We start from the raw sequence: 24,984 nt of genomic DNA on the forward strand, positions 1-24,984 counted from the left end.
AGAATTCCTTCCCTGAAAGTACGACTGACCTGGTTATTTCTGGTCTTTCGCGTGAATCGCCCTGAGCGTAATCCCTTGGCGGGTGCCGAGCTATGCGCCGAACGCATAGTGGTCTGCGACGTCCCTGTATAGCCCCTGACCAGTACAAACGCGAAGGTGGTAACCGGTACCCGGCACCGGGGTGACGCCGCAAACCCTCAGCGGCGCACCGCCTCCCGAACGGTCGGGCGGGTCGGTGGCTCTGGCTGGAGCCCCCGGTGCCGGGTACACCTTCTCGACCTGGTCGGTCGAGTCCGCCCGAACCGGGGAGATCCACCATGCATTCGCCTGCCATGTCCCAGCTCGTCGCCCAGGTCGAGCAGGAAGCCCACCAGGCGCCGACGGTGCCATTCACGATCGACCAAGCGCACAGGGTCATGCAGTTCCATGTCGCCTGCCGGGCGAAGCGCTGCCCGCGAAAGGCGGCGGCGCAGTTGGCGTTGGTGGATGCGGGGCGCGTGGTCCTCGCCGAGACCAAGCCGTCCTGATGGTCACTGACGTGCCCCCGATTCCGAAACCGCGCCGCATCCGGCATATCCGGATCGAGTCCGGTCCCTTGCGCTTGGACTACCAAGCCACCGCGGAACAAGCCCAGCACGTCGCCGACGAACTGGCGCAGGGATGCCCCGAGTTCCGCGTCAGCGTCGATGACGACGTGCACGAAGACCTGCCGCCGCTGCCGTGCGCCCGAACTCTGGGACTGACCACTCCCACACGCTGCGGAGCCGCTGCTCCATCCTCCCGAATCCATGTCCGAAAGGAACCCGCTCCACCGTGCCTTCCGATCGCCACACCTCCACCGTCTACGGTCTGACACCGCAGCTGCCCTTCGCCTTCTCGGTGCCGCCGGTCGAGGCACAGCCCGACCAGCCGCTGCCGGATGCGGGACCGGTGCTTCGTATCTGCGCTGGAGTGCAGGAACCGACCACGGTCCTGATGCGCTGCGTGCACGGATTGGTCGGCGAATGGCGTCACGTCCATGAGCATGGTCGCAAGGACTCCGACTCGGTCGATGAGCAGCTGAATCTGCTCATCTGGCTGATCGATCGCGAAGCGGGCGGGCACACCAAAGAGATTGCCCACCAGATGGATGCGCCGACCAGTCCCTCGTCCTACGGTCAGTGGGTCGCCTGGTTAGTCTGGCGCTACGTGCGCTATGCCCTGCGTCAGGACGATCCACAGCATCACGAGCGCGACGCCGCTGAACTGACCTGGTGTATCGAGGGACTCGACCAGTTGGTGACAGCGGTGCGGGCAGGGCGTATGCGGCTGCCCGACCAGGCGACCGAGATCTTCCCGCCGAGGTCGGTGCTGCCGGAGGCGGGACAGGGATCGTGAGCGGGGATCAGCAGCGTCGAGCGGTACCAGCCGAACGGCTGGTTCCTGCCGAGCGCCATCCGAGCTGAGGCTCGCCCTGTCCACCATGGCGAACTGGTTGGTCGCGATCCTGCTGCTGTCCGCAACGATGGGGCTGGCGGGGATCGTCTGCTTCCGAGCCGGAAGGTGGCGCAGTGCCCACCGGTTGGGTGGGCACTGCGACGACCAGACTTCTCGTCACTGTGACAGCTTGGACGTCGAGGTCGACCCCAACGAAGCGGAGGCGGATACGATCGTGCTTGAGCTGCCGCCGAGCAGCCATCGCGCCGGGCGGATAGCGACGCACGATGCGCCGACCGAGTTTCTGCCGCGGGTGCAGGACATCCGTCCGCCTGTTCGCCGGACGCCGATACGGAGACCGCCTTGGATGGGGTAAAGGTCTCAAATTTATGCCCTATACGGGATGGGCGCTTTCAAGTTGAATTGCCTCATTAACCGCCTCAGCTGCGGACCTTCTATTTCCTACTAGCGCATAACAGCCGGAGATGGCACGGAGGTCAGCGGCAAGAAGCATTGGATATATTTGCGCACCGCCGCGTGCGAGTTTTCGGAGTATGTCGATTGACTCACTATATGTATCAATCGCGTCGGGCATCTGACCCAACCTCTGTTGGCAGGTAGCGAGTCGAGAAAGATTCATAGAGGACTTCACTAAGAGTGTTCTGCGCTGCGGGGCTGTCCGTGCCAAATTTACGGCACTGCGCCACTCGACCGCAGCCGCCTCTAAAGCCTGCTCTGCAATTCGATACTCTCCAAGAGTGCATTGGATTCGACCATAAATGTCGAAAGCCTCCGGAATGGCAAGAAGCAGCATTTCGTCATCGATTGAGATTCTCCGCAAAGTTGAAGCCGCGCCATCGTTTGAAAGTCTAGCTGAGCCGATATCCGGTGCACGAAGTAGCATGCTCCAGTTCGAAACTCGTGAATGCAGCGTGGTCAACCGCTGATCTTTTGGTCCATCAACCATTTGAATGAACTGATCGAGCGCGATGCTCGCTGGCGACATCAATTCTGTCAAAGTAAAGCGACCATTCGACCCTCTCTCGACAGTTTCCGCGACAACAAAATAGCTGACTAGAAGATTGCCGAGGCGATGTATGTATGCTGGATCCTCGCGGTCGCTAGCCAGAGCGAGCGCGACAGCGCGAATGCCAGTTTTGGCAGCTTGCTTCAACTTTCCCAGATGGAGGCGAACATCCGCAAGCTCCATCGTCATCGTCGCAGCACGACCAGAAATTGATGACAACGGCGCTTTGCTAGCATTCTTACGGAAGCCAAATAAGATTGTGGAAGCTTGGCCAAGCTGCGTGGCGGCTTCATCGTAGCGTTCCAAAGCAGCCAAAGGCCATCCGAGATCAGCCTTCGCTAATTGCACCAGAATGCTATCCCATATGAAGTTTTTTCGGGATAGAGCATCCACTCTAGCCTCGTATGCCGCATTTGCGGCGTCCAGTGCTGCTTCGAAATTTCCGCAGACAGATGATGAGTGGCGTAAGCCGGAATAAGCTTCAGCGAGTCTCGACAGCCATACCTTGCTATCTTCCGAGTCCGCTACGGTAGCCAAGAGGTCGCTTGCCTTCTCATACGCAGGCACCGCGCGGTCATGAAGACCTGCCATTGCAAAGTGTTGCGCCATCTTCAACGTTATAAGCGCCTTAGAGCCCTCGGAATTGGGGTGGTCGGGAAAATTCTGAAGAAGCCGTTCAGCCATGAAGGCAGTTCCAGCGTCGACGCCGCGATCGGCAGGAATTTCGCCCCTAACGATAAGGCGCGCAAATTCGAGTCTGGCTATACGAGGCAATGTTTCTATGCGTGCAATTGTTGTCAAGACATTCGAGCCAGCACGTAGCGCCATTTCAGGGGCTGCGGACACAATTATCCCGAGAACAGGCACAAGATGCAACCACCTACTTGAGGAGTCGGCGAGAAGCCCAAGAGCTCGTGACAAGATGTGATCTGATGTACCATCCCGCACGTCTGACATCACCCTGAATAGAAGCTGCTCAGCCCAAGGATGCGCGCCCTTATCCGACGCCGACGAAGTTGCGAAGCATTGTGCAAGATAATCTTCAGCCAGTCGATCGGGGTACAGCGGTTCAAGTGCATAGCCGGATTCACTCGGGGGGTAGCATGTCGAGTGGTCTGCGATTACACGCTCTACCGAAATATTACTTCCGAGTGTTCGTAGAGCAGAACTCAGTGCGGTCAATGCTGCGCCATACAGTGCAGGTCCGATGAAGCCAGCTACAAATACAACAGCCGCCATTACATCGGGGGGTGTTAAAAAATCCGCTCCTCTAATGCGGTTCTCGTACAAGGTAGCCCAGTGCAGCCGTTCGCGGCGCATCAAATAGGCAGAGATGCTGGTCGGATCGGCAGGGGTAGTTACGATCTGATTGATGCGCGCATCGACGGCCATCAGGGCAGCCATATGGATAGTTAGAATAGAGCCGAATTCGTCCTCGCCGAGGACTGTCGGCGGATGAATAGAGGCCGTCTCACCTGGGGAGAGACCATAATGACGTGCGAAGCAGTCCCGGCCAGTCAAGAACATGCGGCGGCGCTCGTGCATACTATCGGTATCGGTGACCGCATGCAGCTGATACGTGTCCGCCTGGATACGTCGCCCTTCGATTGCCGCATGTAGAGCTGGCCAGAGACGACTACTGCGCGCAAGTAACAGCACACGAGTTGGAATGTTCTTGTGGTAGAGCAATGCATTACTGAGAAGCCACATGAGGTGGTGAAGAGGCCAACGATCGGCGTAGTCGACAATCAAGAGCAGACCCGCGGCACCGTCCAGACGAAGATCCTGGCTGCCTGGTTGCGGCAGCACTGCCCCTGCTCCGGGAATCGCGGTGACGATCTTCCAGCCCTTCGCGACCGCCTCGCTGGCGAATTCAGCGGCCAGACGCGTCTTACCCTGCCCGCCCGGTCCGTGGAGCCAGCGGACAGCTAACCGGGGGCTGGAGCGGCACCAGGTGTGCAAGTCGTCACGCTCCACCCTTCGCCCGGTGAATTCAACCACTCCGTATCGCGCATTAAGCATCCGACTGGGAAGCGCAGTCAGCCAGGAAGACCGTGGAGATTCAACCTGCCGATGATTCAGCAGCAGATATAGCGGGCTGCCGTTTCCGAGCACATGTACGTCAGCCCCGATCGCGCCATATGCATATCCGGCGACAGCTGTGACATACTGATTGATTTGCGCTTGACCGGTATCAGTGCTATCCATTTGGCTCGGTCGACTCCGGTGGCTGAGGCGGCTTAAACTGTTGCGGAGTCGAATAATGATGGTGAATTACATTGCCACCAATAGATCCGGAAGTCTGACTGAAAATTCCGGTTACATACTGAGTTACGTCACCCTCGAACTTGTTGGTCGGCTGCTTTTCTTCGTGATCGTCCATATCGGTGCTGTCATCCATATTTCCACTGTACGGATCGCCGAAGGCGGATTCCAGTTCCACTGGCGGATTCGTACGGTCCGAGGAAATATCGACGTCAACCAGTGACTCGGTCGAATTTTCATCTTGCCGAGCTTGACCTATGACAGGATCCTGAATTGTTCTTCTCAACTGTTCAAACCCGCCGCTCATCTCTGCACCTAACAGTATATCTGCCAACATTTGCCGTATATCGGTAACTCTATTTGTAAATTGCCGACTGCCATCCGGCAGACCGCAGAGGTCGCGAAGATACTTAGCCCACTTAGCGTGATTCTGTCCGTGCCCCTCATAGCCGGTTATCTCAATTCTGGCTTCCAGAGAAAAGGGGTACAGACCATATAGAATGGATGCTGCGTCTCGCCAGGTGACTTTAGACTCTCTACTAATGTCGGTCAGTCGAGTGTTCGGCAGAAATTTGATGGCCTCTTGCAAGCCAAGCTTGATGGCTTCGATCATTGTAGTATCGCGCTGGTCGGAACCCTTATAGAGTCCACCGATAACCCGGAAGAGGATCTTGAAATCCTTTGGTTCGCCTTGAGTGCGAAAAATCTCGTCGATCGTGCGAAGACGTAGATCATGAAGCTCGCCAGCCAGCTCGACCTGATCAGAGTGTATTGGACTCCCCATCAGGTAAGTATGCCACGCTCCGGTCTACGTGACCAGTTCTCGTGAAGACCTGATCCTTCGAACATCAGGCGGGAATCTTATTCGGATCGCTGCGGATTGCCTTGGCCGTGTGGAGGATAGTGATGGTGGATAACATTGCCACCGATAACGCCCGTTGCTATTTCGCCCGGCCTTCCGGATATGCCACCGATGATCGTTTGCACGGTGGCGGCGTTGCCGAATGACCGGTCTCGATTTTGACGTGCTTGATCGGCTTCCAATTGACTCCTGCCCCATTCTGTGGCCATGAACTGAACAACCTGGGCAGTCGTGTTGGAGTCGAATTGGTTGTCCAGTAGCGCTTCCCCAAGGGCGCTGCCTAGCTCTGCTGCACCTCGATTGCCATCGCCCAAGTACTTAACTCCCATTCGCATAAGGCGCCAGGCTTCATCGGGATCTGCATTTAGCATTGCGGGAATCATGGTTGTCCACATCGGATACTCATTGCTGCGAAGGTGGTACTCGACCGAAATGAGGCTCTCCATTACGTAAGCCGCGACGTCCGAATTTTGAGTTGGGAGCTGCTTCATATCATGCAACAGCTCCACCATTTCGGTTCGCCACTTATGATTCAGCGGCAAATCGGTGTAGTCGCGCTCTAGGTAGGTCTGCGCCCGACCGATAATTTGCTCAGACTCCAGACCATTCAAACTTGATTCCTTCCCAGAATGGTCTTGCCTACGTTCGCGGAACGAATCATTATCTTGCGAATGTCTTCCCATATGAAGTTTTCCTATTTAATTCTGGGTTTATATAATCACGTTTAGTGATCTCGGTCAATAGCGCGTAGCTGTCACTGCCCTCCTGATGCAAGCACTTCCGGTCCGACTTCCTTGTAGAGTTCCCTGCACTTTCTCTGAGCCAGGACTACCGGAAGTCATCAGGGAAGTCGTCAGGGAAGCAACTGAATAGGGGTCGGAGTCCTGGGATCGTGGGGTCGTGCTCCCTTTTGGAGCCTCTTCCCACTACAGAAACGAAGATCCATTGTTCACCAATTCAGCTTCCGAGAGCGTCGGTCTCCCCACCACCGCCTACCGCGACCAGATGGACACGGCGAAACTCGTACTCCTGGAGGTGACCGCTCGCCGCAGCGACGCCTTGCCCGGTCTGACGGAGTACCTCCAGGACAGTGTGCATATCGACAGCGGCGACGTCGGTCCTCATCAGGCGCACGGCTGGTTCTACCCCGGTGCCTGGCAGCACGAAGGGCACGACATCGACGAGATCTTCTTGAACGCCGATCTTCGCCGTGGCACCGGGGACCGCTACACCGCCGAAGACTGGCTCGTCACGCTGGTGCACGAAGCCGCCCACGCGTGGAACCACCTGTGCGCCGTGAAGGGCACTTCCAACCGTGGTCGCTACCACAACCGGAGGTTCGCCGAGGTCGCCATGGCGCTCGGTCTGCATGTCACCAAGCACCGCGTGCACGGGCACATCACTCCGTGCCTCCGGCCGGATGCGCAGGTCGACTACGCCGATCTGATCGCTTTGCTGGACAAGTCGCTGGTGATGGTGCGCGAGCCGAAGTGGGTGCGACGGACGCCCAAGGGAAGCGGTGTCGGTGCGGCGTCGACCGGAACGGCGACGCTGACCACGGATGAGAGCGTCGCCAAGTACATCTTCGCCGCCTGTGCCTGCCGCACGGCTCGTGGCGGCCTGGTGACGATCCGCATCGCCAAAGGTTCCTGGCGCGACGGTGTGGCGATCACCTGCTCGGCATGTGGTCAGCGCTTCCGAGTCTCGACCAGCGCCGGTTAATACCAGAACTCCCGAACCGAGAGCGTCGCGTGGTGGCGGTACGTGCCACCACGCGAGGCGTTCATCTCGCCCCAGAAAAGAGGTAAACCCTATGTCCCACAAACAAATCAAGTTCCGGGCGCATCCCGGCATCGCTGCCACCGTGGCAGCCACGACGGTGGCGGTCGGTCTGACCGCCTGTGCCGTCCCCACCCCTCCCGGCGACCTCGCCGAGCTGAAGAAGATCGCCGCCTCCTGCCCTGAAGGTCGCGAAGTCGCCGGACGCGCCGCCATCGACGTCAGCGGTGACCGACTGGAGGTCGCCGCCGACGATGGAAGGCTCGCCCCGGTGCGGGCCCTCGCCGAACGGGTTGCGGTGTGTGGAGGTACCTTCCGTGCCGACATTTTCGGCGGTTCCGCCGGGGCGGTGTCGGCTGTCTACGACGGCGAACTGCACGCCCAGGGGGCAACCGAGAACGCCCGCCTGAAGCGGGTACCCAAGATGGTCGACGCCGTGATGGACACCGTGAAGGCGAACCTGCCCAAAGCCGCCGCCACCCTGTCCCGTGACGGCAAGGATGTCGTGTCGCAGCTCGGACTCGCCGCGGAATTCGGTCGCCAGCTCGATCCCGTCGGCACGCGCTACGTGCTGGATCTGGTCATCACCACCGACGGCGCACAGACGGTTGCGCCCTCGCTGACCGATTCGTCGCTGACCGTCGCCCGTGCCGAGCAGCTGGCACAGCAGGTCACGCCGGTCGATCTGACCGGTGCCACCGTCCGCATGACGGACATCGGCAAGGCACCGGGTCAGTCGTTCCCTTCGGACTACGTCAACGCGCTCAAGGCGTTTTTCCGGCTGCTGTGCGAAGCCACCAAAGCGGCGGCGTGCTTCATCGTGACCGATGCGGCGGTGCGGTAATGAAACTGCGCATGCCGGGGGGCTCCGGCGGTGATCGGGCGCTGCGGGAGCGGGTGCAGCACGCCCGCCTCATCCCTGCGGAGCAGGCGGTGGCGGTACCGCGACCGGACATCGTGGACAGTTTCTATTTGGAACAGGAGTTCAACGCACGGGCGGAGCACCAGGTTCATCTCCATGATGCCGAAGGTGAACGGGCGGCGGCGAAACCCGCAGCGCTGGCGGCTGGTCTGGAGCCGGGCAACGTCGAAACTGCCTACCTCATCGACGCCAACCGCCCGATGGTCAACGAGGCTCAGGCGACCTACGCCAAGGTGAAAGCAGCACTGCATCCCTTGGCGGTACGCAAGGGATCGTCGCTCGGGTACCGGCTGCGAACCGCGGGGCTGTTGGTCGGTGACATCGCAGGTCTCGGCGGTGCCGGGATCGCCTACGGCGAGCTTCCGGCATTGGCGCTGGCACAAGCGGCGTCGGCGGGCGTCGCCACGATCACGGCTGGTCTGGTCGGAACACAGGTGAAGCACTACCAGCTGGCGCGACAGCGGCAACTCGATCCCGAAGAGGCATCAGCGGAGTTGCGTCCGTACCTGCCGATGCTGCTGGGACAGCGGAAGGGACGCGCCTTCGTCCTGGCGGCGGTGGTGGTTGGTGCGGCGGTCGCGCTATTCGTCAGTGTCGGCATCTTCGCGCTGCGCTCCAGCATCGAAGGACCGGCGGCGGGGTTCGCCTTCGGCTTGCTGGCGCTGGGCATCGCTACTGCGTCGTACATCAACGCCCATTCCCACGCTGATCCGGTCGCCGATGCCATCGAAGACGCTCGGCGGGCGTATGCCAAGGAGCAGCGAGCGCATCGGCGTCTGGCGTCGTCGGTGCGAATCCTGCTGGCGGAGCGCGCCTTGCGACGGGTGCGCCACATCCAGCAGGAGCATGCGCTGCGCGGGCAAGCCGCCAGCGCCTACGTGCATGCTTTGAAGCTGGAAGCCATGGCACAGAGCCCGGAAACGGTGGGGCACGGTGTGGGGCACGATTCGAGCGCTCTCACCGTCCGGGGGCGTAATGGGGCTGGGGTCGGGGTGGCGTCCGCCTCCCAGCAGGCGAGCAAGGGCAAGCGTCTCTGACAAGCGCGCTCCAGTGGAGCCGCCAGTCGCGTAGCGGCTGAGTTTTTTACCAGTTCTGTCACTTCTCCCGAATTTCTGTGGTGCTGCCGCCATGCCAAAAACAGGCGGCAGCACCACTCTCAACAGAGTTTTTGCTTCAAAGGAGGTCTATCCGTGAGCGATATTCCCACCCCAAACCCTTCCATCCCCGAGCCCGAACCCTCGCCGCAGCGGGGCGGGGCAACGATCCCCGAAAGCGGCCCCTCGGAGACCATTCCGCATACGGACGGTTCCGTCCGGGGAGCGGCGGCGATGAACCACACGAGCCCGGCTCGTTTCCACAGCACCGCATTGCCCGCGGGGCTTCGGGCGCTCACACGTCGTCAGCCGTGCCAGCAGCCATCCGAACCGGCGCCGCTCAAAGTGGCTGAGCTGTATGCCGGGATCGGGGGATTCTCGCTGGGATTCGAGACGCTCGGCGCTTCGACCGTCTTCGCCAGTGAGAGTAATCCGGCTGCACGCAAGACCTTCGAGGCGAACTTTCACCATCGCTATCCCGGAATGTTCGGCGATGGGCAGTTCGTCGGCGACATCGGCACGGTGGCTGCTGAGGATCTGCCGAAGTACGACGTGCTGACGGCGGGATTTCCCTGCCAGCCGTTTTCTGAGGCCGGCGTTCGGCGGGGCTTCACCGATACCAGGGGGACGGCGTTCTTCGATGTGGTGCGCATCCTCGAGGCGACCCGTCCTCCGGCGTTCTTCCTGGAGAACGTCCGTGGTCTGCTGACCCATGGCGGCGGTCAGACCATCGCCGTGATGAAGGCGCTGCTGACCGACCATCTCGGCTACACCCTGCATCTGAAAGTGCTGCGCGCCTGCGATTTCGGACTGCCGCAGTTGCGTCCCCGCTTGTTCATGGTGGGGTTCCGGCGTCGATCGACACCATTCTCGTTCCCTGAGCCGGTGCCGCTGGTGATCACGATGGACGACATCGTCGGCGGCGACTGCCACCGCAAGATCGGGTGGTCCGTGCTCGCGAGCGGCTACAACAAGCCGTTCGGCGTGGATTTCGGCTGGTCGCACTACCTGGTCGATGGAGTCGTCCGCCAGCTCGGGATTGCTGAGATCCGTCGCATGCAGGGGTTTCCCGATGACTTCGTGTTCCCGGTCAGCGACGCCCAAGCGCTGCGGCAGCTGGGGAACGCCGTCGCGGTCGCACCGGTCGCGGCGACAGCGCGCGAGATCGCACGGGCGCTCGGTCGTCTCCGCCCCGATGTTCCGGCGACGCGAGACCAGCGGGACCGCACCCAGTAATGAGCGGCGCGGCACCCCTTGCAATATCCAACATTCTTGCCCGAAAAGGAGGTCATCCATGAGTGATGCACCGAATACATCCAACCCCGTATCCGAACCCGATCCATTGCCGTGGCAGTTCGACGGCGGCATACCGGAGGGCGACAACCCCGAGGTGACACGACATCTCGCGGAATCGACGGTGGCAAAGCTGACCGTCACGCTGCGAGAAATCGTGGATATGAACGAGGTGCATCAGGATATGGCACCGGCCACGGCGATCAAGGTGTGGGGGTTGCTCCTGATTCTTACCGACGAGCTGCTGGCGTGGATTCGGAGGTGGCAGGCATGAGCGGCCACGAACAGCCAGGACTCATCGACCGCCTGGTCGGCGCGTGCTTGCGGGTACTGGGTGCCGCCATCGCGCTGTACGTGGCGGTGTCTTTGGTGCAGTCGATCTTCTGGCCGGTAATCATCATCGTGGGGACGGGGGTGTTGGTGTGGTTGGCGGTTGTTGTAATTAAGACATGGCGGGATCGCTGGTGAATATCCTGCCCTTACAAGCGTTTTGATTCGGGAACGCATATGGGCGTTTCGGATGTTGTAGAAAATACTGCTACCGCCCGCAATGGATTGAGCGGCTCGACCCCCGTGTGGTAAACCCAGAATAGACGGACGTTGACACAGAGCAATACATGTTCAGACGTCGTAATTCGGGTGGGTCGTCGGCATTTCAGCACTAATACATGAGGAGGGTAAACCCATGTCCAAAAACAACGGCAAAATGAATTATCGGCGGCCTGCCAATGGGCGGAACCGGCCGAGCAGGCCGGAACGCTATATCAGGGTACGGAGTGTCCGGCGGGAGCCATTTGACCCCCGCCCGTTGGGACGTGCTGCCATAGCCCAGGCACTGGCTGATGCACAAGACGACGCCACGATCGCCAGCGACGAGGCCAAGCATCAGGACGCCACTGGAAACGATGCTGCGGACGGCATGGGACAGGAGGCTGACCATGACGCCTGACGATCAAACTGAACTGCCTCTCTCGCCTGATGTCCTGGTATGGCAGCAAATCTGGTTCCCCCGGCCGTACTCGGAGGGTTCTGCTCTCGGGCTCCTGCGGCAGTGGGCGGCGCAGCGGCATGCTCCGCGCCTCGTTTTGGAGGCCCGATCGTCATCTGCCGGGGTGGATTACCTCGTCGGCAGCAAGCTCCGCTACGCGAAATCTGTTCAGCGCGCCATCGAGCAGCTGGTACCAGGTAGTCAGGTCAGCGGTTTGCCTGGTGAACGTGGATCAGTGTCCGTGGCGCGGCGTGTCGAACCTTCCTCTCGCGCCGGGCTGATCGAACCAGCTGACGCCGTGGCGTCGGTGCGCACCATTTTGTCGGCTCTGATGGGTGTCGCCCCTGGGGAACGACTGGTGCTGCAAGTCGAGCTGGGTGCCAGGCGGCGTCCACAGCAATTGCCACCCGACCTGCCCGAGCAGGAACAGTCCGTCCTGTCCAAGGTGCTTCAAGGCATCCAGCCGGAAACGCGCTCGGACGTCAAACAGGATCTGAGTAAGAAGCTGGGACAGCACGGGTTCGCGGTGACCGTTCGTATCGGGGCTGCGGCACGCACGAGCGACCGACGCCGGAGCCTGCTGCTGGGATTGGCTTCGGCGCTCGGCACAGTCAACGCCGCGGGGGTGCATCTGGAACTACGTGCCGAATCACCGAAGAAGCTCAATACCCCACGCCGCCGCTCCTGGTGGTCACCATGGCCGCTGGTGGTCGGTAGCCGGCGCTTGGGGATCGGTGAGGTGCTGCAACTGACGGCCTGGCCGGTCAGCGATAAAGAAGAAGCCTTCCCAGGGCAGCACCCGCTGCACCCGAAGAAGCTGCGACCGACCCCCGCGCTCCTGACCGGCGATAAGGTGATCGCGATGGCGAATGCGCCTGGCATGGAGGGAAAATTCGTCAGCTACGGAGTTCACGATGCCTGCCGACATACGCATGTGATCGGGCCGAGTGGCGTGGGCAAAACGGAACTGCTCATACGGCTCATCCACCAGGATCTCGTGGCGAGGCGTGCGGTGTTCGCATTCGAGCCGAAAGACCTGGTGGATGGCGTGCTGCGCGTGATGCCGGACAGCCGTAAAGACGACGTCGTCGTCCTGGATCCACTCGACGACTTCCCGGTCGGCATCAATCCGCTTGATCGGCTCCGAGGCGGCACACCCCCGGAAGTGGTGGCGGACAATATCTTCCACATCTTCCATTCGCTTTATGGCGACTCGTTGGGACGGCGTAGCGGTGACATCCTGCGCGAATCGCTCAAGGCAATCGCGCTGGCGCCGAATCCGAGCCTGATCATGCTGCCACTCATCCTGACCGATCCGGCATTTCGGCGTCCGCTGGTTCGTAAGGCAGTCGAGCGCGACCCGTTCGCTGCCGGAACCTTCTGGTCGTGGTACGAGCAGCTCTCGCCCGAGGGGGTGATGAACAATATCGCACCGCTTAGCAACAAAGTACGTCCGTTCCTGGATGTCTATTTGAGAGGGGTTCTGGCGCAACAACATCCGAGATTTGATGTGCGCCAGGCGCTTGATCAGAAGAAAGTCTTCCTGGTACCGCTGCAACCGGGGCACATAGGACCAGATCGAGCCAAGCTGCTCGCGGCGTTTCTGCTGGCAGAAGTCTGGAATGCCATCCGGGAGCGCGCCACCATACCGGAAGCCAAGCGCGACCCAGTCATGGTGTACGTCGATGAGGTACAGGAGTTTTTGAATCTGCCAGTTGATCTTGATGACGCGCTCGCCACCGCCCGCTCGATGGGTGCCTCATTCGCTCTCGCGCATCAATATGGTTCACAGCTTCCGCCAGCGATGGCGCGCGCCTTCAAGAATGGGGCTCGGAACAAGATCGCCTTCCAGTTGGGCGTGGACGATGCCAAAGAAATGGCCGCCGGGCAATCTGTGCTCAGCCCGGAGGATTTCATGGCGCTGCCCGCCCATCACGTCTATATGAAGCTGGTACGGGATAACAGCGTGCAGCCGTGGACATCGGGCGTGACCCTGCCGCCTCTGGAAACGACCGAAGGGTTCACCCCGAGCGATCCGGACGAGATCCGTCGTCTGAGCCGCGAGCAGTACGGGCGACCCAGAGCAGAAATCGAGGCGGAGTTCCGTGCCCTGTTGGAAGGACCAGACCAGCAGCGGTCCGGCACTGCATCCGAGGGGCGTGGTCGCCGACGGAGGCGATCATGAACCGCGCCGAAGGGCAGGAAGGGGACGGGCGTTTCGGCGGGCGTTTCGCCTCGTCCGACACCACCGCATCGTCGCTTGTCCTTGCCGATTCAGGTCGGGTTGCAGCACCGACTGATGGTGCCTCCGGCACCATCTCCCCAGTCAGACGGCGGGTCTCACAGCGCGACCTGGAACGGATTGCCCAGTCACTCAGTGACCGCGACTGGGCAGTGCTGAAATCGGTGGCAGCTCATCGGTTTCTGACGGTGGAGCAGATCCGCCGCTTCCACTTTGCCGATCTCAGTCCGGCATCGAGTTCACGCCGCACCCAGAAGGTGCTGCGGCGGCTACGCGACGATCGGCTGCTCGGGACGCTGGATCGTCGCATCGGCGGGGTCGGGTTCGGCAGCAGCGGACTGGTTCACTACCTCGATGTCACCGGGTATCGGCTCTTGCGGCAGGACGAGCAGTCGGGGGCGCGGCGGCATGTGAAGGAACCGACCGAAACGTTCCTTCGTCACACCCTGGCGGTCGCTGAGACGCATATGCGCTTGGTCGAGGCAGATCATCAGCGCGCGCTGGAACTGGTGACGTGCGAAATAGAGCCTTCGTGGCCGCGTTTCGTCCGCCTGGGCAGCGTCGTCAGGTTGCGACCGGATCTCTATGCAGAGACGGCGCTGTCGCCGGATAGCCCCTACGTGGATAGCTACTTCATCGAGGTCGATCTCGGCACCGAAAGCATCAAGCGGTTGATCAGGAAGTGTCGGGATTACCAGGCGTACGAACGAGTGGGGCTGTCATCAGGTCACCACAGCGAGGCGGGGTTTCCGTTCGTCATTTGGACGATCGCGCACCGCAACTTGGCCACCGCTGAACGACGCCGGCGGGCACTGCGGGACGCCATCGAGCACGATCACCAGCTCGACCCAACCCTGTTCCGTGTGATCTCGCCGGATCAGCTTGTCGAACTCGTTCGGAAAGGAGGTGATCAATGAGCCGTTCCGTCCCGAGGCACCGCTACCGCACGATCCTGGTCGATCCGCCGTGGGACGTGCTGCAAAAAGGCAGCTACGGCGCCGAACGGCATTACCCGCTCATGAGCCTCGACCGTGTCAAGGGGCTGCCGGTCGGTGATCTCGCCGAAGACGATGCCCATATCTGGCTATGGGTCACCAATGCGACCCTGCGCCACGGGTTCGAAGTCATGGAGGCGTGGGGCTTCACCTACCGATCACCGCTGACCTGGATGAAACCGCGCCTACAACTCGGACAGTACCTGCGCAACATGACAGAACATGTCCTGTTCGGCACCCGAGGGCGAGCGCCGGTCAACTTCCGTGCTCAACCCACGTGGTTCATCGCGCCGGTTCACCCTCAGCACAGTCATAAGCCGGAAGAGCAGTTCGCGATCATCGAAAGAATCAGCAGCGGTCCGTATTTGGAGCTGTTCGCCCGGCGGCGGCAGCCCGGCTGGGATGTCTGGGGCAACGAAGTCGATTCCGACCTCGTGATTCCCGGCTACCCGGTGCCCTCGGATCGGAAATTCCGCGAGGGAGAGTCAGCATGAACACCAGGATCACGGTTCGGGCAGGTCCGACGACGCTGTTGCCAGGGGTCGCCTCGTCGGTGGGATGCGGCTGGTCGTCGAGCGCCACACCGGCACTCACCAGTCGCACCCATTCGAGGAGGTAGCCGCCATGTCCATGCCGGACAACGACTCCCAACGCAAGACCATGGCTATCCGGGTCGACCCGGAGATCCATGCAGAACTGAGTTTGATCGCTCAGCTCCGCGGCAAGACCCTTGCGGACGAACATCTGCAAGCCGTGCTGAATCACATCGAGAAAGCACGAGAAGAGTCCGACCTTGCGGAACGCGCCGAACAAGCTATCGCAGATATCGAGCGCGAGGCGGCATTACGACGAGATGCGATCAACCGGCTGCGACGTTCCAAGCCTGCGGCAGCCGCCGAGGCGACCGAACCCAGCAGCACGGAACCGCCGGCTTCTCCCCAGAAGCGCGGACGGCGCACCGCTGATCCGTCGACGGACTGAGCCCCGCTTCTTCAGGACGTGATGCTCGAATCTTGAGCACCCAGTTCTGATGATTCTGATGGCTCAGCCGTAAGGGAAATCGCAGGCTCGGCAGGTCGGGAGGAAAACGGCGATGCCGTTCTACTCCCGCCTGTCGGGCTTCGATTCCCACCTAATTTCGCATATTGCATGTTAATAAAACATCGACTGACGACCTCTTTAATTCACAAGAAATTCTCCCTACAATTATTGATTTTCACCAACAAAGGAGTTACGCTTTGGTGAGATTTTATTAACGGAGACTTACTCGGAATGGATCAGAAGAATGCGCTGCGGATAGCGGTGAAGATCGTGGCTGCCCGCGAATCCCATGGATGGTCTATTAATGGGCTGGCGCGACGGTCGGGTGTTGACCAGGCGACTATCTGGAGGATCGAGCAGGGGCAATCGCTCGACACGAGACCGCGTACCTTGCGAGCGCTCAGCGAAACGTTGGGCATTTCGACCGCTGACCTGTTCCAGGCTGCCGACTGGATCGGCAAGTGGGAACTGCCGGGGCTGCGGAACTATTTGCGCAGCAAGTACCCTGCCGTGCCGGTCGGTGGACGCCGGAAGATGGAACAGGCATGTTGTGACATCGTTTCGGAATACGGGCTCGACTTTGCCGAGTTGGATAGTGCGCCAAATCGCCTCACCGGACGACTCTCCAGAGGGAAGCCAGTGATCACAAAAGAAATGGAGGAGCGCATTCGACGCGATATATCTAATTCATAGAATCGGCGCTGGGAAGGCGGCAGCCTATCTCGGCGCGATCAGCGGTAAGACTCGTCGGCTCCATGCGTACGGGCAGACGAGAAAAGAGGCGAACGAGAAGCTGACGGTCAGCAAAGGAGACTATCCATGCACCAAGACATCACATCCCCAGACGACCGCGGTAGCGACAGCAGTCGTGAAGTCCCCGGTTTCATCCAAGATCACATCGCTGCCAAACGCGGTCGCAAGAACGGACGCAGTGGAGCGGATAGCGGAGCAGGCGAGTTCGGCAGCAATCCGCTGCTGGCCCCAGTCCTGGCGCCGACCCTGATCTACCTCCGCGTCTCCACCAAGGGTCAGTTGGGTACCGCCTTGGACATCGACCCGAAGGGTCTGTCGATCGCCACCCAGCAGAGCGAATGCGTCAGCAAGACCGAGGCTATCGGCGGAGAACTCGTGCACGCCCCATTCATCGAAGGCGGCTTCTCAGCCAAGGACGTCGAACACCGCCCCGCGTTCAAAGAAATGCTGGCCTACATCCACGCCCATCCCGGTATCAAGTACGTCATCACCTACAACCGGGCGCGCGCTTTCCGTAACCACTTCGACGCCGCCATCCACGTCGCCCAGCTCCAGAAACTCGGCGTCCGCCTGATCACCGTCAAGGACGACTTCGGCGAAGGCCCCGCCGCCACCGCCATGGAAGGCATGCTCGATGTGATGAACGGGCTCATGAACACCATGAACGGGCTCGACGTTGCCGCCAAGATGGGCTACAAGGCCACCCACGGCGGCACCATCGGTCGCGCCAAACTCGGCTACCTCAACACCAAAGCCGACATCGGCGGCAAGAAGATCTCGACCGTCATCCTCGACCCCGAACGCTTCGAGTTGGTGCGTAAAGCCTGGGAACTGTACGCCACCGGCGACTACGGCTTCGAACGGTTGGAAGCCGCCATGGCCGATCTCGGGCTCACCGCCCGCCCCAGTGCCCGTAATCCCCACGTTCATCCCGTGTCGGCCAACAAGCTCGATCAGATGCTCGGCGACCCGTACTACCTCGGCTACGTCATCTACAAAGGCGACATCTATCCCGGCAACCACGAACCCCTCGTGGACGAGGAACTGTTCCAACGGGTGCAGGAAGTCCGTGATCTCAGAAGCGCCAAAGGTCAACGCGATCGGGTGCATCAGCACTACCTCAAGGGCGGACTGTTCTGCCAGCGCTGCCACCTCCAGGGGCGCACGTCACGCCTGATCTTCACCCAGCCCACCGGTAGGGCAGGCAAGAAATACGGGTACTTCGTCTGCCGGGGCCGCCAAGACGGCTACTGTGATCTGCCGCACCTGCGCATCGAGGACGTCGAAGACGCCATCGTCGAGCACTACCGCACCTTCAGGCTGCCGACGACCTTCATCACCGACGTTCGCGCCGTTCTCGACCACACCCTCAGCAACGAGCAAGCCGCCACCAAAGAACTCCACGCCAGCCTCACCCGGCGACTGCGCGACCTCGACACCCAGGAAAACCGCCTCGTTGACGCCCTCGCCGACAGCAGCCTGCCCAGCGACAAGATCCGCGCCAAGCTGCGGGATATCACGATCCAGAAGAACCGGCTCGCCATCGGACTCACCGATGCCAGCGCCGAACTCGCCACCGGAGCCGACGTCCTACGGCACAGCCTCGATCTCCTGGTCGACCCGCACGCCATGTACCTGGGCGGCACCGACCAGATCCGCCGCCTGCTCAACCGAACCTTCTTCGAAGCCTTCTACCTCGACCAAACCACCGACACCACCGTCCCCGACGATGACAAGACACCGCTGTTCGCCGAACTCCACCATGCCAACTGCGTCCACCAACGCCGCACCACATCAGGAGCGGGCATCACGGCAGCCTCACACGGCACACACCACCAGCACGCACCGAACACCCATCCTGGAGCCACACGGGATGCTCACAGCCCCTACGCCCCGCACAAGGCCAGACACGACAAGAGCCCCCGCAATGCGGAGGCTCTGCCGAGCATGGGAATAGCCAATTTGTCTTTGCCTTCTTCCGGTGTCGCGCCCGAACCATCTCTTGCCGACGTTTTGTCGGTCAATGATTCGAGTACGGCACTTATGGTGGTCCCAGCTGGGATCGAACCAGCGACCTTCCGCGTGTGAGGCGGACGCTCTCCCGCTGAGCTATGAGACCGGACTCTTGCCATGAGGCTTCGTTCGGGTGGCGCGTGAGCGTCTTCCGAACGAGATGGAACATTAGCACGCACTCCCCGGCGGGCACCAAATCGCCTCCTTCGAAGGGGCACCGGATATCTCGGAGCGGCACGAGGATCGGGCGCGAAGTCGGGTGAATCGGGTGGATTGTCAGCAGGCGCCACTGCGGCCACATGCGTCACATATCGGTTCCCACCCGTTCTACCAGCGGATTTGTACCTTTCACCGAGCGTCCGCTAATGTTCTGTCTCGCACCAGGGAGCCTCGGACGGAGCCCGCGGTGCGAATGCGGATGTAGCGCAGCTGGTAGCGCATCACCTTGCCAAGGTGAGGGTCGCGGGTTCGAATCCCGTCATCCGCTCGAAAGGTAGGGCTTGGCGGATACAGCAGAAACAACTGCCTTCCCCCTTCGCACGGTGGAGTGGCCGAGTGGTGAGGCAACGGCCTGCAAAGCCGTGCACACGGGTTCGATTCCCGTCTCCACCTCGCGCGATTAGCTCAGCGGGAGAGCGCTTCCCTGACACGGAAGAGGTCACTGGTTCAATCCCAGTATCGCGCACCATCGTAGTACCAGTTCAGAGGCACTTTTCGAGGAAACTCGGATGGTGCCTTTCACTGTTTTCGGCCACCGAACACACAGGGTGACCGTCGCCGATTCCTACAGACAAGCGGACTGTCCGCACTGGCGTTGCTCGCCGCCGCGGCCTGCGACAACGACCACACCGCCGCCCCTACGGCGGGCGCGCGGCGCACGGTGATCGTCGTCGGCGCCGGGATCGCCGGTTTGGCCGCGGCGCGCACGCTGGCCGATCGAGGCCAGGATGTGGTGGTCCTCGAGGCGCGCGACCGCATCGGCGGGCGGATCCTGACCTCAACCCGGTGGCCCGATGCCCCGGTCGATCTGGGTGCGTCCCGGATCCACGGCGTCGACGGTAACCCGATCGCCGACCTCGCGCGCGAAGCGGGCGCGCGGACGGTGCCCACCGACGCCGAGAACAACACCGTGTACGGCACCGACGGCCACCGCATCGACGAGGACACCGCCGAGCGGATCGAGCAGTTTCGCGGCAGCATTGCCGAAGCCCTCATCACCGCCCAGGACGACGCCGAGGACGAGACGCCGGATGTGTCACTGCGGTCGACCGCCGAGCCCGCCGTGAACTGGTCGGCCCTCTCGAAATCCGACAAGGCGTTGGTGGCGTCGGTGCTCAACGACTACGAGCACGAGTACTCCGGCAGCATCGAGGAGTTGTCGAGCCTTTATTTCGATGACCGCGTCCACTTCGCCGGCGAAGCCACCGACCGCCGCTCGTTCGGCACAGTCCACGGCGCCTACGACTCCGGCCTCCGCGCCGCCACCGAGATCACCGGCTGAGGCAGGCAGCTCTCGGTGCGCGGGAACGGCATCGGGTATCGGTGGGTCGACCAACGTCTCGACCAGCCCCGCGAGCGAGCTCCGGGAATCGGACGGTCGAGCCCGGATAGGGCGCGCGTGCGGGTCGGTGTCGGTGGACGGGGTTAGTCTGCGCTGATGGTGGCCGGGTGTCGAGACAGGGGCGGTATGTGATGGTGGAGCGGGGCGCGGAGGACGTGGAACTGCTCGACGATGTCGCCGCGGATGTCTCGTTCGGGTTGGAGGAGATCAACGAACTGCTGGGGGAACTGGTCGAGGCGCAGGGTCGGCGACGGCGCCGCGATGCCGATATCGTGGCGCTGCGGTTGGGGATCTCGGGGGAACGACCGGAGACGCTCGCCCGTATCGGGGCACGCTTCGATCTGGCGCGGGATCGGGTGCGGCAGTTGCACACCCGGGCGGTCGGGCAAATGCTGCGCGATGCGGCGATCACCGGACACCGGTCCGCGCGGGTGTTCGCCGAACGCTATCCGCTCGACGCCCGGGATCAACCGCTGGTGCGGGCGCTGTTGATCGAGACCTATGCCACCGACACCGATCTGGCCGCGAACGAGCTGGCCTATCTGAAGCTGCGGCTGGCCGGGCACGCCCCGGAGGACGCGCGGCGCGTCGCGGGCTACGTCATGCAGCGAATCATGGTCTGGCAGAAGAAGACCAGACACCGGCTGGCGAAACTGCACCGGGCGCAGGGCACCGACGCGTTCGGCTCACTGCTCGCGGGTGTCGAGTGGCCCGCGAACGGAACGCCCGCACCGCTGCCCGCCGCCTCGGCGCGCACGGTCGACGGTGACGACGACGCCCGCGCCCGCTTCTACCTCGACAAGGTGGGCCGGGAGGTGGCCTTCGACTCGGCACTCGAGGCGCGGCTGCTCCAGGCGCTCACCGCGAGCGAACTCGTCGACACCTTCCGAGAGACGCCGCTGGCGGTCGATTACGAAATCGACGGTGTGCGACGCACCGCCTACCCGAGCGTGGTGGCCCGCCTCACCGACGGGCGCGCGGTTCTGATCGAAGTCCAACCGTTGGGGCATATCGGATTCCACGTGCGCCGCGCCGCAGCGACCGCGGCCCGCGAGCGCGCGCACGCCAACGGTTGGGGGTGGCTGCTGTGGACGGGCAGCGGCACCGCACTCGCCGAACGTCCGGTCGAACCCGAGGTGGAGCGGCGGCTGCGGGAATCGCTGACCCGCGGACCGGTGTTCTGGCCCGAGTTGCGCGCCCTCGCCGCCGAACTCGACTTCGACCTGCTCGACCTCATCGCCCTTGTCCTGCGCAACGACTGGCGCTGGGACCGCGCGCCGTTCGTCCTGCGGGCCGACGCGGCGCGCACGGACTAGAGCGTCACCGATGCTTCACCGCACCACCATCGCGCCCGCGACGAAGGTGAGGATCAGCAGCATGGCGCAATAGGTCACCAACTGCCAATGGCCGATGGTCTGCTGCAAACGGGAGATGGTGGCGCGCAGGGTGGCGTCGACGCGATGGTGATCGGCGAGTTTGCGGCTCACCGCGGCCAGTGAATCGGCCTGCTTCTGGGCGTCGAATTCCGCCCGCTCCAACCGGGCGGCCAGTTTCATGACCTGTTTCTGCTTGTCGCGCACCGACTTTCGCGACAGCGCGAGTGCGGTGCGCTGGTTGACCAGCTCCTGGCGCTGACGGGCGATGACCACGGCCTGTGTCCTCGTGTGATGCTCCCAGTCCTGCACGGTTGCCCAGCCTCCCGTCAACTCGTCACGATAGCCCCAGACGATCCAGCCCTTCACCCAGCCCTCGAGGAACTCCCGCAGTTCGAAGGGGGCGCGGCGCGGCACCGCCAGCGCGCTGTTCCCGGCGTCGAGCATGCCGCTCTCCGCGAGGTAGTCGCAGGCGGGCGGCGCGAAGTCGGCGATTCCGAGCGCGGGCAGATGCGGTACCCAGTATCCCGGTTGACACAGCCACAGCACGCCGTCGCAACCCGCCTCCCGCAGGCGCGCGGTGTGTTCGCGCGCCAGCGCCCGGTCCAGCGGCCCACCGCGGACCTCGATGGCGTAGCGGCGCTCCCCCGCCGTCCACAGGATGTCGACGCGGTGAATGCCGACCCGCTGGTCGACCTCGGCGGTCTCGGCACCGAAGGCCAGCAGGCGCCCGCATATCCAGTACTTGAGCCGCTGGATATCCCATTGCGCCGCAGCGCATTCCGGGCAGTGACAGCTGTAGCGGGACTGGGCTCCGCCCGCCACGGCCGGTTCTTCGGCCGTCAGCTCCCCGATCCCCAGTTCGGCGAGCACCGCCCGACGCCCACAAGTCTGATCCGCTCGCTGCCGAGTCCTCACGCGATCACACCCCTAGCCCATACCACCGACGGTCTCGCGACCGGCGCCATAGATCAAGAGTGCGCCGTCGCGCCTCCGCTCGCCAGCCCCGTATACCCCGCGCCCGCGCGCGCCATCGCGCCCGTATCAGGTCTCCACCAGGCGATGTGTAATGCATCACAAGGGAATTCGTAGCGACATGCGAGAGTATCGCCACAGTAATTCCGCCGAATTGATCTTTGTCGCCAATCCGTGGGACACGTCCGCGCGGCTGCCTCGTGCCCGATCGACGCTGACCACCGCCGCGAACCTCCCCCCGCGCCGTCGGCCGAACCGGGGCGCGCCTACCCTCGGACCATCTCGGCGACACGGCCTTCGCGCGCGGCGCGGCGAACGGTCGACGACCGAACCGACGGTGCTACGAGAACGGAACTCTCATGCCGCGCACCGGCGGGTTGACGGATAGAATCGCGGCCGGCCACGGCGGAGTCCGGGCAGCGACGGGGAAGAAGGTACGGATGGAGCACGGCCAGCGCGACGCCGAGTCGATCGGCGCGATCTTGTCCGGCATCGCGCGGATCCTGCGTGAGGTCAGCGACAAGTTGGATGCCGTGGCGGCCCGGGTCGATGCGGAGGGCGCCGACGACGGCAGCCTCGCGGTCCGCTTGGCGAAGATCGAAGCCTGGGCGTTCCGTACCGAACAGCATGTGGCCGCGTTGGACACCCGTCTCGAATCCGTGACCTCGGGCGCGGTGCGCGCCCCGGCCCCGTCCGAGCCCGCCCCGCCCCGCGCGCCCGATCCGGTCGCGCCGCCCGCCGCGCGCGCCCCGCGCGCCGACGTCGGCACTCGACCGCAGCCGCCGACCCGGGCCGAACGGCGCGAACTCGCGGAACGCGCCGAACAGGACCTGCCCACCCGCACCGAGAACCCGCTCCCGGTCCGCGACACCTCCGCCGCGGCGACCGCCCGCGAACGCCGCCTGCCGCGCGCCGCGGCCAATCGCGGCGAACGGGCCGAAACGCCGGCAGGCGCCCACGCCGAGAGCGCGGAACAGGTCGTGGCGAGCGCGCAGGAGGCGACCGCCGAGCGGCTGATGCCCCCGGTACCGCCCGCACTGCACGATTGGGTCGAACCGCCCGCGTCCGATCCCGCGCCGCGGGTGGAGGCGCAGGCCGCGGACACCTTCACCCCGCGCTACGAGCCGGTGCCGGTCGCCGATACCGCGCCCGCCGGTCCGCTCGGCATGGACTACGGGCGGCGCGCGGAACGCCTGGACACCCCGACCAGCCCCAACGGCCGCGTGGAGATATCCGCACCGAACCTCAACGGCCGCGCGGACTCCGGTCTCACCGCCGCGCATACCGAACCGGAGACCAACGGCGCGCATCGCCCAACCATCGAGGACAACGCGCACGTCGACAAGTTGCAGGCCATGCTCGACGAACTCAAGCGCAATCCCAACGGCCCCTTCGGCCGCCCGCTCGGCGCGGCAGGCGAGATGCCCGCCTGAGCCTCGGCGGTCTCATCGACGTCGCCGCCTGCCGTTCGGTCGCTCGGAGTCGACGGGCGGGGTGAGTAAGGTCCGTATCGATTCGCGTAACCACCGGTGTCCGCTGTCGGCGCCGTGACGCGGATGCCATGCCATGGAGACCGGCACCTCGGGCAGCGGCAGCGGTATGTCGAAGGTGCGTAAACCCAGCGCCGCCACGGCCGAACGGCTCAGATGAGCCGGTGCGGGACAGACGACGTCGCCGGAGCGCACCGCGAGCAGGGCCGTCGTCAGATCGGGGACGGTCGCCACCACGCGGCGGGTGCGGCCGTGTAAGGCCAGCCGGTCGTCGATGGGTCCGTGCGCGCGGCCGTGGCGCGAGACGGCCAGATGGGAGGCCGCGGCGAAGCGCGCGACGGTCACGCGCTCGGTGATCAGCGGATGATCCGGTGCGGCGACGCCGTGCACGCGATCGCCGAAGATCCGCTGCACAGTGGTCTCGGGGTCGGTGCGCTCGATGACGCCGACCTCGATGTCGACCCGGCCGTCGCGGAGGGCGGCGATGTCCTCGGGTGCGTCGGGTCGGATGTTCAGGGTGACGCCGGGCGCCTGCGTGCGGACCGCCGACAGCAGCGGCGCGACGAGTTCGGTGTGCACGGTGTCGCCCGCCCGCACCGCGAAGGATCGCTTCAATCGTGATGGATCCAATTCGCCGGGCGGGCTCAGCAACTCCCGCCCCTGCCGCACGAGCGCGCTCACGTCGTAGCGCATCTCGAGCGCGCGCGGGGTCGGCACGAGGTTGCGCCCGGCTCGGACGAGAAGCGGATCGCCGAGCACCCGCCGCAATTTGGCCAGGGTTCGGCTCATGGCGGGCGCGGAGGTATCGAGCCGTTGGGCGGCCTTGGTCACACTGCTCGTCTCCAGCAGTGCGTCCAGTGCCACCAGCAGATTCATATCCAACGTCGCCACTTCT

At 63.1% G+C, this 24,984-nt stretch carries 24 protein-coding genes, 4 tRNA genes and 1 pseudogene; 21 read left to right on the plus strand and 8 right to left on the minus strand.

Annotated features, from left to right (window positions below):
* Positions 1-317 precede the first annotated feature (317 nt).
* Both APZ21_RS15900 and APZ21_RS15905 read left to right on the plus strand, forming a co-directional pair.
* Positions 318-527: a hypothetical protein gene (locus tag APZ21_RS15900; RefSeq protein ID WP_156371109.1), complete on the plus strand. Its 210-nt coding sequence runs from the start codon at positions 318-320 to the stop codon at positions 525-527.
* A 286-nt stretch (positions 528-813) separates the two neighbouring features.
* Positions 814-1,377 carry a hypothetical protein gene (locus tag APZ21_RS15905; RefSeq protein ID WP_054814095.1) on the plus strand — a complete coding sequence of 188 codons (564 nt, stop codon included), beginning with the start codon at positions 814-816 and terminating at the stop codon, positions 1,375-1,377.
* A gap of 433 nt (positions 1,378-1,810) precedes the next feature.
* On the opposite strand, the gene APZ21_RS34075 is transcribed toward APZ21_RS15905, so the two are convergent.
* The 3 genes from APZ21_RS34075 to APZ21_RS34085 form a co-directional block, all read right to left on the minus strand.
* Complete coding sequence (locus tag APZ21_RS34075) at positions 1,811-4,651, minus strand: hypothetical protein (RefSeq protein WP_156371110.1); 2,841 nt, start codon at positions 4,649-4,651, stop codon at positions 1,811-1,813.
* The gene (locus APZ21_RS34080) at positions 4,644-5,492 is read right to left on the minus strand and encodes a hypothetical protein (protein ID WP_156371111.1); all 849 of its coding nucleotides are present in this window, start codon (positions 5,490-5,492) and stop codon (positions 4,644-4,646) included. Before APZ21_RS34080 ends, APZ21_RS34075 begins: the two co-directional genes overlap by 8 nt.
* Before the next feature lie 77 nt (positions 5,493-5,569).
* Positions 5,570-6,253, minus strand: coding sequence for a hypothetical protein (locus APZ21_RS34085; RefSeq protein WP_156371112.1), 684 nt, complete (start codon positions 6,251-6,253; stop codon positions 5,570-5,572).
* 352 nt (positions 6,254-6,605) lie between these two features.
* Here APZ21_RS34085 and APZ21_RS15920 point away from each other — a divergent pair, with 352 nt between their 5' ends.
* The 13 genes and pseudogenes from APZ21_RS15920 to APZ21_RS36345 all read left to right on the plus strand — a co-directional run.
* A complete protein-coding gene (locus tag APZ21_RS15920) occupies positions 6,606-7,292 on the plus strand; it encodes a hypothetical protein (protein WP_156371113.1) in 687 nt (228 codons plus the stop codon).
* 157 nt (positions 7,293-7,449) lie between these two features.
* A complete protein-coding gene (locus tag APZ21_RS15925) occupies positions 7,450-8,193 on the plus strand; it encodes a hypothetical protein (protein WP_204249106.1) in 744 nt (247 codons plus the stop codon).
* Entirely contained in the window at positions 8,193-9,308 is a 1,116-nt protein-coding gene (locus APZ21_RS15930; RefSeq protein WP_054814100.1) for a hypothetical protein, read from the plus strand. The genes APZ21_RS15925 and APZ21_RS15930 overlap by 1 nt, the downstream gene beginning before the upstream one ends.
* A gap of 153 nt (positions 9,309-9,461) precedes the next feature.
* Positions 9,462-10,601, plus strand: a complete 1,140-nt coding sequence (locus APZ21_RS15935) for a DNA cytosine methyltransferase (protein WP_156371114.1) — start codon at positions 9,462-9,464, stop codon at positions 10,599-10,601.
* Between the two features lie 58 nt (positions 10,602-10,659).
* Positions 10,660-10,932: a hypothetical protein gene (locus tag APZ21_RS15940; RefSeq protein WP_156371115.1), complete on the plus strand. Its 273-nt coding sequence runs from the start codon at positions 10,660-10,662 to the stop codon at positions 10,930-10,932.
* Positions 10,929-11,126: a hypothetical protein gene (locus tag APZ21_RS15945; protein WP_054814103.1), complete on the plus strand. Its 198-nt coding sequence runs from the start codon at positions 10,929-10,931 to the stop codon at positions 11,124-11,126. Before APZ21_RS15940 ends, APZ21_RS15945 begins: the two co-directional genes overlap by 4 nt.
* 217 nt (positions 11,127-11,343) lie before the next feature.
* Positions 11,344-11,607, plus strand: coding sequence for a hypothetical protein (locus APZ21_RS34760; protein WP_162240345.1), 264 nt, complete (start codon positions 11,344-11,346; stop codon positions 11,605-11,607).
* Positions 11,597-13,831 (plus strand): type IV secretory system conjugative DNA transfer family protein, encoded by a 2,235-nt coding sequence (locus APZ21_RS15950; protein WP_082393148.1) that lies wholly within the window; start codon positions 11,597-11,599, stop codon positions 13,829-13,831. Before APZ21_RS34760 ends, APZ21_RS15950 begins: the two co-directional genes overlap by 11 nt.
* The gene (locus APZ21_RS15955) at positions 13,828-14,805 is read left to right on the plus strand and encodes a replication-relaxation family protein (RefSeq protein ID WP_082393149.1); all 978 of its coding nucleotides are present in this window, start codon (positions 13,828-13,830) and stop codon (positions 14,803-14,805) included. The genes APZ21_RS15950 and APZ21_RS15955 overlap by 4 nt, the downstream gene beginning before the upstream one ends.
* Entirely contained in the window at positions 14,802-15,377 is a 576-nt protein-coding gene (locus tag APZ21_RS15960) for an MT-A70 family methyltransferase (RefSeq protein ID WP_054814105.1), read from the plus strand. The genes APZ21_RS15955 and APZ21_RS15960 overlap by 4 nt, the downstream gene beginning before the upstream one ends.
* A 130-nt stretch (positions 15,378-15,507) precedes the next feature.
* A complete protein-coding gene (locus tag APZ21_RS15965; RefSeq protein ID WP_082393191.1) occupies positions 15,508-15,864 on the plus strand; it encodes a hypothetical protein in 357 nt (118 codons plus the stop codon).
* Between the two features lie 291 nt (positions 15,865-16,155).
* Positions 16,156-16,617: a helix-turn-helix domain-containing protein gene (locus APZ21_RS33030; RefSeq protein WP_082393150.1), complete on the plus strand. Its 462-nt coding sequence runs from the start codon at positions 16,156-16,158 to the stop codon at positions 16,615-16,617.
* 126 nt (positions 16,618-16,743) lie between these two features.
* A pseudogene (locus APZ21_RS36345) lies at positions 16,744-17,691 on the plus strand (recombinase family protein); the annotation flags it as partial.
* A gap of 153 nt (positions 17,692-17,844) precedes the next feature.
* Here APZ21_RS36345 and APZ21_RS35615 read toward each other — a convergent pair.
* The 3 genes from APZ21_RS35615 to APZ21_RS15985 all read right to left on the minus strand — a co-directional run bounded on the left by APZ21_RS35615 (position 17,845) and on the right by APZ21_RS15985 (position 18,796).
* The gene (locus tag APZ21_RS35615) at positions 17,845-18,081 is read right to left on the minus strand and encodes a hypothetical protein (protein ID WP_239476654.1); all 237 of its coding nucleotides are present in this window, start codon (positions 18,079-18,081) and stop codon (positions 17,845-17,847) included.
* A 186-nt stretch (positions 18,082-18,267) separates the two neighbouring features.
* Complete coding sequence (locus tag APZ21_RS35620; protein WP_239476655.1) at positions 18,268-18,456, minus strand: hypothetical protein; 189 nt, start codon at positions 18,454-18,456, stop codon at positions 18,268-18,270.
* 265 nt (positions 18,457-18,721) lie between these two features.
* A tRNA-Val gene (locus tag APZ21_RS15985) sits at positions 18,722-18,796 on the minus strand.
* 308 nt (positions 18,797-19,104) lie between these two features.
* Here APZ21_RS15985 and APZ21_RS15990 point away from each other — a divergent pair.
* The 5 genes from APZ21_RS15990 (at position 19,105) to APZ21_RS16010 (ending at position 21,567) form a co-directional block, all read left to right on the plus strand.
* Positions 19,105-19,177 (plus strand) — tRNA-Gly (locus tag APZ21_RS15990).
* A 54-nt stretch (positions 19,178-19,231) separates the two neighbouring features.
* Positions 19,232-19,302: transfer RNA gene (locus tag APZ21_RS15995), tRNA-Cys, on the plus strand.
* Between the two features lies 1 nt (position 19,303).
* A tRNA-Val gene (locus APZ21_RS16000) sits at positions 19,304-19,378 on the plus strand.
* A 126-nt stretch (positions 19,379-19,504) separates the two neighbouring features.
* Positions 19,505-20,191, plus strand: a complete 687-nt coding sequence (locus APZ21_RS36020; protein ID WP_054814110.1) for an FAD-dependent oxidoreductase — start codon at positions 19,505-19,507, stop codon at positions 20,189-20,191.
* A gap of 167 nt (positions 20,192-20,358) precedes the next feature.
* A complete protein-coding gene (locus tag APZ21_RS16010; protein WP_239476656.1) occupies positions 20,359-21,567 on the plus strand; it encodes a sigma factor-like helix-turn-helix DNA-binding protein in 1,209 nt (402 codons plus the stop codon).
* A 15-nt stretch (positions 21,568-21,582) separates the two neighbouring features.
* On the opposite strand, the gene APZ21_RS16015 is transcribed toward APZ21_RS16010, so the two are convergent.
* The gene (locus APZ21_RS16015) at positions 21,583-22,542 is read right to left on the minus strand and encodes a hypothetical protein (protein WP_239476657.1); all 960 of its coding nucleotides are present in this window, start codon (positions 22,540-22,542) and stop codon (positions 21,583-21,585) included.
* Between the two features lie 497 nt (positions 22,543-23,039).
* Between APZ21_RS16015 and APZ21_RS16020 the strand changes: the two genes are divergently transcribed.
* A complete protein-coding gene (locus APZ21_RS16020; protein ID WP_054814112.1) occupies positions 23,040-24,032 on the plus strand; it encodes a hypothetical protein in 993 nt (330 codons plus the stop codon).
* 12 nt (positions 24,033-24,044) lie between these two features.
* Here APZ21_RS16020 and APZ21_RS16025 read toward each other — a convergent pair whose 3' ends face one another.
* Complete coding sequence (locus APZ21_RS16025; RefSeq protein WP_174553560.1) at positions 24,045-24,980, minus strand: LysR family transcriptional regulator; 936 nt, start codon at positions 24,978-24,980, stop codon at positions 24,045-24,047.
* Positions 24,981-24,984 lie beyond the last annotated feature (4 nt).

Origin of the sequence: Nocardia arizonensis (assembly GCF_001310275.1) — a bacterium.
Lineage (GTDB): Bacteria > Actinomycetota > Actinomycetes > Mycobacteriales > Mycobacteriaceae > Nocardia > Nocardia arizonensis.

Coding starts and splice junctions, on each gene's coding strand:
- APZ21_RS15900 (WP_156371109.1), top strand. CDS start 318: ATGCATTCGCCTGCCATGTCCCAGCTCGTCGCCCAGGTCGAGCAGGAA.
- APZ21_RS34075 (WP_156371110.1), bottom strand. CDS start 4,651: ATGGATAGCACTGATACCGGTCAAGCGCAAATCAATCAGTATGTCACA.
- APZ21_RS34080 (WP_156371111.1), bottom strand. CDS start 5,492: ATGGGGAGTCCAATACACTCTGATCAGGTCGAGCTGGCTGGCGAGCTT.
- APZ21_RS34085 (WP_156371112.1), bottom strand. CDS start 6,253: ATGGGAAGACATTCGCAAGATAATGATTCGTTCCGCGAACGTAGGCAA.
- APZ21_RS15930 (WP_054814100.1), top strand. CDS start 8,193: ATGAAACTGCGCATGCCGGGGGGCTCCGGCGGTGATCGGGCGCTGCGG.
- APZ21_RS15940 (WP_156371115.1), top strand. CDS start 10,660: ATGAGTGATGCACCGAATACATCCAACCCCGTATCCGAACCCGATCCA.
- APZ21_RS15945 (WP_054814103.1), top strand. CDS start 10,929: ATGAGCGGCCACGAACAGCCAGGACTCATCGACCGCCTGGTCGGCGCG.
- APZ21_RS34760 (WP_162240345.1), top strand. CDS start 11,344: ATGTCCAAAAACAACGGCAAAATGAATTATCGGCGGCCTGCCAATGGG.
- APZ21_RS15950 (WP_082393148.1), top strand. CDS start 11,597: ATGACGCCTGACGATCAAACTGAACTGCCTCTCTCGCCTGATGTCCTG.
- APZ21_RS15955 (WP_082393149.1), top strand. CDS start 13,828: ATGAACCGCGCCGAAGGGCAGGAAGGGGACGGGCGTTTCGGCGGGCGT.
- APZ21_RS15960 (WP_054814105.1), top strand. CDS start 14,802: ATGAGCCGTTCCGTCCCGAGGCACCGCTACCGCACGATCCTGGTCGAT.
- APZ21_RS15965 (WP_082393191.1), top strand. CDS start 15,508: ATGTCCATGCCGGACAACGACTCCCAACGCAAGACCATGGCTATCCGG.
- APZ21_RS33030 (WP_082393150.1), top strand. CDS start 16,156: ATGGATCAGAAGAATGCGCTGCGGATAGCGGTGAAGATCGTGGCTGCC.
- APZ21_RS16020 (WP_054814112.1), top strand. CDS start 23,040: ATGGAGCACGGCCAGCGCGACGCCGAGTCGATCGGCGCGATCTTGTCC.